Consider the following 11011-nt stretch of genomic DNA (forward strand, 5'->3'; position numbering starts at 1 on the left):
GACGGGGCCGCGGTTGCTGTCGTTCGCGGAGGTGGCGGTGGAGTTGTCGCGGGCGACGGGTCGTGAGGTGCGGTTCGAGGCGGTGTCGGAGGCGGTGTACCGGGGGGTGTTGGAGGAGGCGGGTCTGCCGGGGGACTTCGCGGAGCTGTTCTCGGTGATCCTGGACGGTCGTAACGCCTCGTTGGGGGACGGGGTGCGGCGGGCGTTGGGGCGTGAGCCGCGGGACTTCGCCGACTTCGCCCGCGAGGCCGCCGCCTCGGGCGTGTGGAACGTGTGATCCGGCTCGCCGGTGGCGGCCCGAACAGGCCGCCACCGGGCGGGCGTCGGTCGTGTATCCGGACATAACAGTGGAGGTTTGGCCATGTCGGACGGCAAGCAGGTCTGGTCGAGTGAGCAGGGCGTGGGCGCGCTGCCCGGGCACATCCGGGGCTTCGGGCTGATGCACGTGGCGATGCGCCGGGACGCCGCGCGGCTGAGCGCGGCCGCCGCCCGGGGTTCGTCCGCGGGCGGCTGGGGCCCCGCGGCGGCCCTGGCGGACTGGTTCGGCCGGCTGCGGGCCGTCATCGACTGGCACCACCACAGCGAGGACGAGATCCTCTGGCCCTTCCTGCGCGAGCGGCTGGCCGGCTTCGACGGCGGCGGCATCCTGGAGCAGGACCACGAAGCGCTCGACCGGACGATGCGCCGGGTCGCGGACGTGCTCTCCGCTCGCCGGATCGCCGAACTGCCCGAGGCCGCGGCGGGGTTCGAGAACCTGATCCGCGAGCACCTGGGGCACGAGGAACCGGTGGTGTTCCCGGCGATCGCGGGCCTGCCGGTGGACGAGTACCTGCGGGTGGAGCGGCGGATCATCCAGAGCGCGCCGGGGCAGGTCATGACGTACCTGCAGCCGTGGATGTTCGACGGCGCGGACGCGGCGTCCGTGCGGGCCGTGTCGGCCACCATCCCGGGCCCGGTGCGGCTGATCGGCCGTACGGTGCTGGAGCGCCGGTACCGGCGCACCCTGAACCCGGTTCTGTGACCGCGGGCCCCTTCCCAACTCCCCTGGACTCCTCCCGGCACCCGGCACTCTCCGGTGCCGCAAGTGTCGTGGCGCGTAGCGGGGTTCCGGTTGTCGCGGTTCCGTTGCGGGTGGCATCGCACGGTGGGTGGTGTCGTTCGTTCCGCTGTTCGCCGGCGCCGCGTCCTGCGGGGCCGGGAGAGTGAAAAGGGGTCCTGTGATGCGTTCGGATCAGAGGTCGGCACCGGTGTCGTACGCGGTCCCGTCGGCCATCGGCGGTGTGCGGCAGGGGAGTTCACCGTACGGCGGAACCGTCGGGCAGGGCCGCGCCGCCGGGCCCGTCCTGGCGGGCGCCACCATCGCGATGGGCCTGATGGCGGGCCTGTTCTTCGCCTTCGACGTGTCGGTGATGCCCGGCCTCGCGGCCGGGGACGACCGGACGTACGTGACGGCGATGCAGCACATCAACTCGTCGATCGAGAACGGGATGTTCGGCCTGGTCTTCGTCGGAGCCTTCGCCGCCACCGGCGTGGCGGCCTGGCTCCAGCACAAGGCCGGCCGGCGCCAGGCGGCGCTGTGGGCGGCCGGGGCGACGGTGCTGTACGTGGTGGCGCTGATGGTCACCATGGGCGTCAACATCCCGCTCAACAACGAGCTGGCGGCGGCCGGCGACCCGTCCCAGATCCACGACTTCGCCGGCGTGCGCGCCAAGTTCGAGGGCACCTGGGTGGCCGCCAACATGCTCCGCACGCTGCTCTGCACGGCGGGCCTGGCGGCCCTGAGCCGCTCGTTGGTCCTGCACGGCCGGTTCAGCCGCCTGGGCCGCTGAGCGGCCCGGCCGCGCGCCGCAGGGCTGCGCGGCCGGGGGAATGCCCGTCCGCCTCGTGCGGGCGGGCGTTCGTGCGTTTCGGGTGCGGCCGGCCTGCTGCCGCCGGGCTCGGCGGCGGGGCGCCCGAGTGCGCCGGGGCGTGCGCCGGTGCGCCGGGCCAGTGCTGTCGGTCAAGTCGCCTGGGACGTCCTGGACTTGGCGATCCGGGGGCTATGGGTGGAGCATGGGCGGGCCCGGTCGTTGCGGCGCGCTTGCGCCGTTGCCGGGCCGTACGGTGGTCGGCGTGTCCGGTGAGCTGGAGAGGGGGCGGGGTCTGTGGTGGCGGTGATACGTCCGTACCTGATCCGGGGGAGAGCGGTACCCCTGGCCAGATATCTGGCGGAGGAGGACATCGAGGGTCTGGTGGCGTGTTCGTGCATCGGGAACGAGGTCACGATCGACCTCGTGGACACCCGGATCCTGGTGACCCTGGCCGACGTGGCGGGGGCGGTCCGGCTGAACTTCGACATGGTCCAGGACGGTCCGGCCAAGGCGCGTTCCTGGTCCCGGCGCCTGCCGGGCGACGCGGGGCCGGGCGAACTCGCGGCGCGGATAGCCGTGGACGTGCGGACGCTGGCCCGGGAACTGGCCCCGCTGCGGCGCAACCCCCCGCGCAGGCCGGGAGAGGGCGGGCGGTAGGTACGGACGACCGGCCCCGGGCCCGGCAGCGCCGCGCTGCCGGGCCCGGGGCCGTCGCCGTGGTGCACGCGCGTCAGAGCGTCACCAGCCAGGACAGGCTCCCGGTCAGGTGCTCGCGCAGCGCCGGGTCGGCCACCGCCGGGGTGGGGTCGGTGGCGACGGCCGTGAGCAGGTGCGGCCGGGAGCGGGGTCCGCCCGGGTGGAGGGCGGCGAGGTCGGGCGCGGTACGCCCGCGCTGTCCGGGCAGCTCGCGCCCGTCCAGGAACCAGCGCAGCCGGGTGCCCGGGACGGGCAGGTCGACGGTGAGGCGGCTGGCGGAGGTGAGCCGGGTGGCGGTGGAGACGGGACTCGTCAGCGGGGTCGCGTGACGGTAGAAGCCGGCGATCATCGCCTCCCGTCCGGGCAGGTTGAACTCCCGCCCGAGCGAGCGCATGATCGAGTTCTCGGTCGGCCGGTACAGCCCCGTCGGGTAGTAGCCGCCGCCCTCGTACGCGCCGACCGTCCCGCCGTCGGGTGACGTCCGGCCGAGCCAGCGGGACCACTTGGTGCCCTGGGCGCGCATCCGGTCGGCGGTCAGCGTACTGATGTTGGCCTCGGCCGGCTCCGCGCCCTGGTAGGTGCCCTGGCCGTCGTACGCGTACTCGTCGGCGAGCTTGCCCAGCGAGTGCCCGGTCTCGTGCACCGCGATCTGCCCGGACTTCGCGTTGCCGCCCGCCACGGTGGCGATGCCCTCGTAACCGAGCGGGGACTTCACGTCGTTGTAGCCCGCGCCGCCGTACTTGGTGCTGTTGGCCACCACGATCACCAGGTCCGCCTGCGGGGCCTTGGCCGCGTAGCGCTCGACCGCCTTCTCGTCCACGCAGAGCAGCCGCTCCACCCCGTCGCACCAGAAGTACGAGCCCAGCGCGGTGTGCCGGACGGTCGTCTGGTCCGGATCCCCGGAGACGCCCGACTCGGGGGAAACGGCCGACACCGCCCAGACGTTGAACAGGTTGCGGTAGGTGGCGTACGGCTCGACGGCGGTGATCTCGCGCCACTTCTCGGCCGCGTCGCTGCGGAACTTCTCCTGCTCCTGCGTCGCGTAGCCGTCGCCGATGACCACCACGTCGAGCTTGGCGGCCGGATCGCCGTTGCGCACCAGCGCGGTGACGTCGCCGTCGTCCTGGAGCGGGGCCACGCCCTGGGCGCGGGAGCCGGCCGTGTACGGGGAGCCGCCGGGGACGAGGGCCCGGGAGATGCCGCCGTCCTCGCCGAACACCTCGACCGGGTGCCGGTCGTCCGCCGGAGCGGCTATGGGGACGGCGCCCGTCGTGGGTCCGGGCGGGGCTCCGGGCGCGGCGAGCGCGGGGGCGCCGCCGAGGAGGGCCGCGGCCAGGGCGGCGGTGAGGAGGGTTGCGGCGGTTCTGGTCCTGCGGCTCCTGGTACTGCTGGGCATGGGTGGCCTCCCCGGTGGTGGCGTGAGCGGGAGGTGGCAGCCTATTTCCCATGTTGAGAACCTGACAACCTGTGAGGGGCATTCCGGATCCGCTCCGGGCCGCTACTCCGCGGACATCCCGCTGATGACGGAGAGCGCGAGCAGCCAGGCCAGGACGGCCAGGGTCACGGTCACGGGCAGCGGCCAGTCCATCGGGAGGAGCATGGCGGCACCCACCAGCGTGGTGACCGCCACGGGTACGGACATCCGGGCCGGGATCCACCAGGAGCGCACGTTCGGCCCGAGCAGGCCGCCCGTGATCAGGGCCGTGCCCGCGCCGATCAGCAGCGCCAGCTTCAGGATGGCCAGCCACAGGGTGTGCGGATTGCGGGCCCGGTGCCCCTGGTGGTCGACCTCGACCACCTGGCCCCTCCAGACCGTCAGGTTCACGACCGTGTCGATCCGCACGTCGTCGTAGAACGCCTCCCCGACGTCGTAGGTGCCGGTCGGAGCCTTCTCGCGGGCCACGGTCAGGGTGTACGAGGTCGAGTCGCCGTCCCGCTCCACCGCCCTCTTCGTCACCCGCCCGCTCTCCCGCAGCGTGCAGTCCACCCCGGGCCCGATCGCCGGAGCGCCGCAGACCGGGGCGCCGCGGTACGCCCACCCCTCGTGGTACGCGCCGACGAACCGCGCGAACCCGAGGCCGACCGCGGACAGTCCGAGCAGCAGGAGCAGGGCCTGCGCCAGGACCCGCAGGGTCAGCGCGGTGGCCCGCCCGCGCGGCCGGGCGTCCTGCGGGCCCGGCGGCTTGCCGAACAGCGTCATCGGACTCCCCCTCGTCTGGACGTCGGTCGCCATGCGGGCCGACGCCCCGGCACGCCGTGGGCGGCTCCGGGGGCGGCACGGACTTGGATGATGCCAGGGATGCGTGCGGGGCGGGAGGAAACCCGGCACCGCTGTAACGGACTTGTGCCATGCCGGGAGGGCGGGAGTGCGCCGGCGCCCGCGTGTTTTCGGCCGTTCCGGGCGCGGGCGGACCACCTCGGCCGCTCCGTCCGGGCGGGTCCCCCGATCCCGACCCGGACCCCGACCCTGGCCCCGACCTCGCCCGGGCCGGTTCCCGGTCACGCGTCCCAGGTGACCGGGAGGCTCTTCACCCCGTAGATGTCCGCAACCTCCGGCCGCAGGCCGACCTCCTCCGCCGGTACGGCCAGGCGCAGCGTCGGGAAGCGCTTGACGAGCGCGGTGATCGCGACGCTCAGCTCGACGCGGGCCAGCTGCTGCCCCAGGCACTGGTGCACGCCGTGGCCGAAGGCCAGATGCCCGGCGTACTGCCGCCGGAAGTCGAGCACGTGGGGATTGGCGAAGCGCTCGGGGTCACGGTTGGCGGTGTTGTACGACAGGATGACCGTCGTGCCGGCCTTGATGGTCTGGCCTCCCAACTCGACGTCCTCCAGCGCCGTCCTCATGAACGACTTGGCGACGCTCAGGTACCGCAGCAGTTCCTCGACGGCCCGGCCGGTGAGCGTCGGGTCGGCGCGCAGGTCGGCCAGCTGCGCCGGGTTCTGCAGGAGCGCGAAGGTGCCCAGCGCCAGCATGTTCGCGGTGGTGTCGAGCCCGGCCGCCAGCAGGATCAGGCTGACGCCCCTCAGCTCCTCATCGGTGAGGTCGCCGTCCATGAGATCGCTGAGCACGTCGTCGGTGGGGTTCGCGCGCTTGGCGGCCACCAGCTCCGCGAGGTACTGCTGGGTCGCCGTGTAGGCCGCGATCAGCTCCTCGTCGCTCGTCTCCCCGTTCACGAACGAGTCGATCTGCTCCTGGAAGGAGCCGCGGTCCTCGTACGGCACCCCCAGCAGCTCGCAGATCACGATGGCGGGGATGGGCTTGGCGAACGCGGTCACCAGGTCCGCCGACGGCCCGGCCGCCTCCATGGCGTCCAGGCACTCGGCGGTGATCTGCTCGACGCGCTCGGCGAGCAGCCGCATCCGCCGCACGGTGAACTTGCCCACCAGCGGCTTCCGGTAGCGCCCGTGCTGCGGGTCGTCCATGAGGAGGAACTCGCCGGGCGGAGCCGGAGGAATCTCGAAGTCGCCCACGTTGATGAGCTCCTTGCGCGAGCTGAACCGAGGGTCGGCCAGGACCGACCTGACCAGCTCGTACCCGGTGATCAGCCAGCCGGCCGCCCCGCCGGGGTGGGTGTAGCGGCTGAGGGGGCCGTGCCGTCGGGCGTCGGTCAGCTCGGCCGGCGGGTCGAAGGGGCAGCCGGGCGGGCGCGCCGTCGGCAACGTGGTGACGGTGTGGACGGATTCACCCATGACCGTTCCTCATCTCGCGGAAATGCGTCTTCGGGACTCTTCGAAAGCTACGTTGCATTCAGCATGGTCGCAATCGGTCGAAGAAGTTATCCCAGGTGAACAGCGGTAAATTGATGCAATGACGCTGAAGTCGAATGCAATGCTGCATTGCAATGAATGAATGCGAAGGCAATACTGGCGGCATGCCAGGAGGACGACTGACCCAGCAGGACCGCCAGCGCATCGCGGCCGGACTCGCCGACGGGCTCTCCTACGCCGAGATCGCCAGGCGGCTCGACCGGCCGACGTCGACGATCAGCCGGGAGATCGGGCGCAACGGCGGCCCCGGCGGCTACCGGCCCGAACAGGCGCACCGGGCGACGGTCCAGCGCGCGCGGCGCGGCACCCCGGCGCCGCCGCCTGCGGACGGGCCCTCGGACAGCCCGACGGGAGAGGAGATCATCGAGATGGCGGTCAGAACGGGGCTGCCGAGGATGACGGCGCGCGTGCACATCGACCTGCTGCTGTCCGAGGACGGCAGGCGCACCGCGGCCGAGCTGACCCGCAGGCTGAACGTCAGTGCGGCCTCCGTCTCCGTGGCCGTGAACTACCTGGTCCAGCACGGGTACGTCCGGCGCGAACGCGATCCGCAGCGGCGTCGCGACATCTACGTGGTCGACGACGAGGCCTGGTACCACTCGATCATGATCGGCTCGCGGGAGACGCTCGGGACGGCGCGGATCGCGATGACGGCCGCGGCGGAGTTCGGGCCCGACAGCCCCGTGGGGCAGCGGCTGGCCAGGGGCGGGACGTTCCTGGAACGCGTCATCCGGGACACGATGGAGTCCGCCGACCGCTGGCGTCACCTCCTGACGTGACCTCGTGGCGGTGCGTCAACTCGCCCTTCCCGCAGGCCAGGTGCCCGTCCGGCCCGGCCTGGTCCAGGCGAGGGGGAGTGCCGGCCCGGCCGACTCGGCGCGGGGGTAGATTCCCGGGCATGACGACCACCGACCCGCTGAGCCCGGTCTCCCGTACGGCCCTGTCCGTCGCGCTGGTGCGCGCCTACGAGAGCTCCCGCCCCGAACCGCTCTTCACCGACCCCTACGCCGCCGCCTTCGTCACCGCCTCCGGCATGCCGATGCCCACCTCGGGACCGGCGAGCGGCCTCGCCAAAGGTCTGGTGGTCCACGGCATCCTGCGCACCCGCTTCTACGACGACCGCCTGCTCGCCGCCGGCGCGGACCAGGTCGTCCTGCTCGCGGCAGGCCTGGACGCCCGCGCCTACCGGCTCGACTGGCCGGCCGGCACCCGCCTCTTCGAACTCGACCTCGCGCCCGTCCTGACCTTCAAACAGCAGGTCCTGGACGAACTCGGCGCCGACCCGGCCGGCGAACGCACCACGCTGCCCGGCGACCTGCTGGACCCGGACTGGCCGCGCCGCCTCGTCGAAGCCGGCCTCGACCCGGGGCGGCCCACCGTCTGGCTGGCCGAAGGACTGCTGGTCTACCTCACCGCCGACCAGGCGGCCGGCCTGCTCACCGCCGTCGGCACCCTCTCCGCCCCGGGCAGCCGACTGCTGCTCGAAAAGGGCCGGGACGTGACCAGTACCCCGCAGGACCCGGCCCTCGCCCACATCACCGACCTGTGGCAGGGCGGCCTCGGCCCCCACACCCACGAGTGGCTCGACGCCCACGGCTGGAACACCCGGCTCACCCTGCTCGACGAGGTCGCCGCCGCGTACGGCCGCCCCTTCCCGCCCGGCTCGGGCCCGAGCACCACCGGCTTCATCGAAGCGGTGCGCACCGGCGACAACGGCCGGGACAGTTCTGCCCGTTGAGGACGAAGGCCCAGGTGGGGCAGACGGGGCAGGCGGCGGCGTCGGCGATGAGCGTGAGCGTGTGGGCCAGTGCCATGGGCCGGGTTCCTTGCCGGTCGGGTGGTCCCTCTGACCGATCCGTCGACTGTCCCCTCGGTGCTGCGGTGCTGCGCGCTCAGCCGGTCGTGGTCCCGTGCGGGATGGTGAGGGCGGTGAGGAGGACGGCATCGGTGCTGGTCCAGCGGCCGTGGCAGCGGCCGGGCAGGTGGGGGTGGTGGGCGGTGAAGGTGCGGTCGGGGTGGAGGCGCACGGAGATGCCGGCCAGCCCGGTCCAGCGTCGGGTGAGCGGGTAGCAGGCCTTGTAGGTGGCCTCCTTGGCGCTGAAGAGCAGTCGGTCCCAAGGGACTTGGCCGTGAGGTAGCCGGCCGATCCGGTGACGCTCGTCCTCGGAGGCGGTGAGGGCGAGGACCCCGTCGGGGAGCGGTAGGGCAGGCTCGGCGTCGATCCCGAGCGAGATGACATCGGCCGCGTGCGCCGCAGCGCAAGCGGTGTAACCGTCGCAGTGGGTGATGCTCCCGACGGCCCCCGACGGCCACTCGGGGGCTCCGCCTGGCCCCGGGAGCAGCGGGACCGGAGGGTGGCCGAGCTGGGCGAGAGCACGACGGGCGAGCGTACGGGCGGCGGTGAACTGCCGCTGCCTGCGGGGCGATCGGCCACTGATGTGGGCGCGCTCCGCAGGAAGGAGCGCGCCCTGGGGCGGCGGCCCGAAGGCCTCGGTGCAGTGGACAGTTGGTGGCAGGAGCCTGCCCAGCTCGGTGGTGAGGGAGGTGGTGGTCACCGCTGCGATGTGAGTGTGAGCTGGTGGATCTGGCGGGCGAGTTGGTGAGGGGCTTCGAGCGGGAGGATGTGGCCGGCGTCGTCGAGGGTGGCGACGGTGGTGTTGGGGAGGTGGGTTTGGAGGGTGCGGATGTGGGTCTGGCCGACAGAGGTGTCGTGGGTGCCACGAAGGATCGTGGTGGGGGTGGTGATGTTCCGGAGGTGGGGGGTGTGGTCCATGGTGCTGGTGGAGGCGAAGGTGGTGAGACGGGTGTGGGGGTTGGTGTTGGCGAAGAGACGGCGGTTGGTCTCCTGGGTGTGAGCGGGGGTGTTGGGGTGGAGGGTCTTCTTGAGGAGCTGGCGGCCGAGCCGGGGGCTCTTGAGGGCGCGCTGGAAGGCCTTCGTCTTCATGATGCGGAGTTCGCCCGGAGGGGTCTGCTGGTCGTCGGCGGCGCTGGCGGCGAGGAGGAGGCCGACGAGGCGCTCGGGCGCGGTGCGGGGGGCGTCGGCGTAGAGCTGGGTGGCGTAGGCGAGCGCGGCGTAACCGCCGCCTGAGTGGCCGGCGATGACGACGGGGCGGTGAGGGGCGAGGGTGTCGGCGACGGTGGCGAGGTCGCGCCCGAGTTGCTGGATGGTGAGGGCCTTGTCGCCAAGGGTGCTGGTGCCGTGGCCGCGCTGGTCGTAGGCGACGACCGTGTGGCCCTGCGCGGCCAGCAGCCGGGCCGTGGCGTGCCAGACGGTGTGGGTGGCGCCCCAGCCGTGGGCGAGGACGATCAGGGGCGTGCTGGTGGGGGTGGTGTCGTGGGGGTCGATGTGGGCGGGGTGGTGGATGGCGACGGTGAGGCGGGCGCCGTCGGGGGTGGTGGTGGTGAGGTCGGTGATGGTGATGTCAGTGGTGGTGGTCACGAGGTGCTCCTGCCTGCGTCTGTGGTGTTTGTGTGTTGTGTGAGTTGGTGGTTGAGGTTGGTGAGGGCGTTGTGGGTGGCTTTGGTGTGTTGGTTGGGGATGGTGTGTTTGGGGAGGAGGGTGGGCCATCCGTGGGGGGTGGTGGTGAAGGTGATGGTGAGTTTGGTGTGTTGGTTGTTGTGGGTGGGGGTGAGGGTGTAGGTGGTGGTGCCGGTGAAGTGGCCGGTGTGGGTGGTGGTGAGGGTGTGTGGGGGTGTGATGTGGGTGGTGGTGGCGGTGAAGTGGATTTTGGGTCCGGGTTTGGTGTGGCCGTTGGGGTGGACGGTGATGTGGGTGGTGCCGCCGGGGTGTTCGGGGGTGGGGTTGCCGGGTTGGTGGGTGTTGTGGGGGGTCCACCAGGTGGTGGTGCCGTTGAGTTCGGCGATGAGGTGGTTCCAGACCTGGTGGGTGGGGGCGTGGATGACGGCTTCGTTGACGAGGTCGTAGGTGTGGATGGCGGGCCCTCCTGTCTTTTTCTGGGTTCCTGAGGTTCTGATGCCTTGCGTTCCTGAGTTCTTTTTTCGGGCGTTCGAGCCTTAGGGTCTTCTGGTTTATTGGTATTTTGGTCTGTATTTCTTTTCTGTCTGTCGCCTGCCGTTCACCGCTTGCCGTTCACCGCTTGCCGCTTGCCGCTTGCCGCTTGCCGTCTGCGGTCCGGCGTTTGTTGCTTGTGTCTGTGGTTTGCTTGTTGGTTTGTTTGTGTTTTTGTGTCTGCTTGTTTTATTGGTGCATGTCTGCTGTGTTCCTGTGCCTGCGCGTGTTCTTGTGTCTGGGCTGCCGTGTTTCTGGTGTCTTCTGTTTGCGTGCCTGCGTGCCTGCGTGCCTGCGTGCCTGCGTGCCTGCGTGCCTGCGTGCCGCGTGTCGGCGTTTTTGTGCCTGTGTCGGTGCTTGCGTGCCTGTGTGTTTATTTGTCGGTGCTCGTGGCCTGTGGGGCTATGCCGGTGCCTGTGTGCCTATGTCTATGCCTGTGTTGGCGCCTGTGTCTGTGCTCGGTGCCCGTGGCTTGTGCTTGTGCTTGTGTGTCTGCGGTCGGTGGCTCGTGGCGTGTGTGCCTGTGGCTGTGTCTGTGTGCGTTACCTGTGTCTGTGTTTCTGTGGGTCTGTTCCTGTGCGTGTTTCTGTTTCTGTGTTTGTGTGTTTGTGTTGTTAGGGGAAGATGTTTTGGCCGGGGGTGAGGGTGTGGGTGGGGTCGTATTTGTGTTTGGTGTTGGTGAGGTTGT

At 71.2% G+C, this 11011-nt stretch carries 11 protein-coding genes and 1 pseudogene; 6 read left to right on the forward strand and 6 right to left on the reverse strand.

The window, feature by feature from the left end:
- The 4 genes and pseudogenes from ACIO9K_RS37695 to ACIO9K_RS37710 form a co-directional block, all read left to right on the forward strand.
- Positions 1–277, forward strand: a pseudogene (locus ACIO9K_RS37695) (NmrA family transcriptional regulator); the annotation flags it as partial.
- A gap of 84 nt (positions 278–361) precedes the next feature.
- On the forward strand, positions 362–1021 hold the full coding sequence (locus tag ACIO9K_RS37700; protein WP_363633641.1) for a hemerythrin domain-containing protein: 660 nt from the start codon (positions 362–364) through the stop codon (positions 1019–1021).
- Positions 1022–1220: 199 nt separating this feature from the next.
- Positions 1221–1829, forward strand: coding sequence for a DUF1772 domain-containing protein (locus ACIO9K_RS37705; RefSeq protein ID WP_400336411.1), 609 nt, complete (start codon positions 1221–1223; stop codon positions 1827–1829).
- A gap of 318 nt (positions 1830–2147) precedes the next feature.
- Positions 2148–2507: a hypothetical protein gene (locus ACIO9K_RS37710; protein WP_363589722.1), complete on the forward strand. Its 360-nt coding sequence runs from the start codon at positions 2148–2150 to the stop codon at positions 2505–2507.
- A gap of 73 nt (positions 2508–2580) precedes the next feature.
- On the opposite strand, the gene ACIO9K_RS37715 is transcribed toward ACIO9K_RS37710, so the two are convergent.
- The 3 genes from ACIO9K_RS37715 to ACIO9K_RS37725 form a co-directional block, all read right to left on the reverse strand.
- On the reverse strand, positions 2581–3942 hold the full coding sequence (locus ACIO9K_RS37715) for a M64 family metallopeptidase (RefSeq protein WP_400336413.1): 1362 nt from the start codon (positions 3940–3942) through the stop codon (positions 2581–2583).
- 102 nt (positions 3943–4044) lie between these two features.
- The gene (locus tag ACIO9K_RS37720) at positions 4045–4746 is read right to left on the reverse strand and encodes a hypothetical protein (protein ID WP_400336415.1); all 702 of its coding nucleotides are present in this window, start codon (positions 4744–4746) and stop codon (positions 4045–4047) included.
- Positions 4747–5045: 299 nt separating this feature from the next.
- The gene (locus ACIO9K_RS37725) at positions 5046–6236 is read right to left on the reverse strand and encodes a cytochrome P450 (RefSeq protein ID WP_400336417.1); all 1191 of its coding nucleotides are present in this window, start codon (positions 6234–6236) and stop codon (positions 5046–5048) included.
- Positions 6237–6418: 182 nt separating this feature from the next.
- Here ACIO9K_RS37725 and ACIO9K_RS37730 point away from each other — a divergent pair, with 182 nt between their 5' ends.
- Positions 6419–7093, forward strand: a complete 675-nt coding sequence (locus ACIO9K_RS37730; RefSeq protein WP_400336419.1) for a helix-turn-helix domain-containing protein — start codon at positions 6419–6421, stop codon at positions 7091–7093.
- 119 nt (positions 7094–7212) lie between these two features.
- Positions 7213–8052 carry an SAM-dependent methyltransferase gene (locus tag ACIO9K_RS37735; RefSeq protein ID WP_400336421.1) on the forward strand — a complete coding sequence of 280 codons (840 nt, stop codon included), beginning with the start codon at positions 7213–7215 and terminating at the stop codon, positions 8050–8052.
- Between the two features lie 154 nt (positions 8053–8206).
- On the opposite strand, the gene ACIO9K_RS37740 is transcribed toward ACIO9K_RS37735, so the two are convergent.
- From ACIO9K_RS37740 to ACIO9K_RS37750, 3 genes are read right to left on the reverse strand one after another with little or no spacing between them, the layout of a single operon-like run.
- A complete protein-coding gene (locus ACIO9K_RS37740) occupies positions 8207–8869 on the reverse strand; it encodes a 4'-phosphopantetheinyl transferase (RefSeq protein ID WP_400336423.1) in 663 nt (220 codons plus the stop codon).
- Positions 8866–9753, reverse strand: coding sequence for an alpha/beta fold hydrolase (locus ACIO9K_RS37745; RefSeq protein WP_400336425.1), 888 nt, complete (start codon positions 9751–9753; stop codon positions 8866–8868). Before ACIO9K_RS37745 ends, ACIO9K_RS37740 begins: the two co-directional genes overlap by 4 nt.
- Positions 9750–10289 (reverse strand): SRPBCC family protein, encoded by a 540-nt coding sequence (locus tag ACIO9K_RS37750; RefSeq protein ID WP_400336427.1) that lies wholly within the window; start codon positions 10287–10289, stop codon positions 9750–9752. The genes ACIO9K_RS37745 and ACIO9K_RS37750 overlap by 4 nt, the downstream gene beginning before the upstream one ends.
- Positions 10290–11011 lie beyond the last annotated feature (722 nt).

It is taken from the genome of Kitasatospora sp. NPDC087271 (genome assembly GCF_044744605.1).
Lineage (GTDB): Bacteria > Actinomycetota > Actinomycetes > Streptomycetales > Streptomycetaceae > Kitasatospora.

What these genes read in the sequence shown, in the direction of transcription:
- ACIO9K_RS37700 (WP_363633641.1), top strand. Translation starts at nt 362, where the DNA reads ATGTCGGACGGCAAGCAGGTCTGGTCGAGTGAGCAGGGCGTGGGCGCG.
- ACIO9K_RS37705 (WP_400336411.1), top strand. Translation starts at nt 1,221, where the DNA reads ATGCGTTCGGATCAGAGGTCGGCACCGGTGTCGTACGCGGTCCCGTCG.
- ACIO9K_RS37715 (WP_400336413.1), bottom strand. Translation starts at nt 3,942, where the DNA reads ATGCCCAGCAGTACCAGGAGCCGCAGGACCAGAACCGCCGCAACCCTC.
- ACIO9K_RS37720 (WP_400336415.1), bottom strand. Translation starts at nt 4,746, where the DNA reads ATGACGCTGTTCGGCAAGCCGCCGGGCCCGCAGGACGCCCGGCCGCGC.
- ACIO9K_RS37725 (WP_400336417.1), bottom strand. Translation starts at nt 6,236, where the DNA reads ATGGGTGAATCCGTCCACACCGTCACCACGTTGCCGACGGCGCGCCCG.
- ACIO9K_RS37730 (WP_400336419.1), top strand. Translation starts at nt 6,419, where the DNA reads ATGCCAGGAGGACGACTGACCCAGCAGGACCGCCAGCGCATCGCGGCC.
- ACIO9K_RS37735 (WP_400336421.1), top strand. Translation starts at nt 7,213, where the DNA reads ATGACGACCACCGACCCGCTGAGCCCGGTCTCCCGTACGGCCCTGTCC.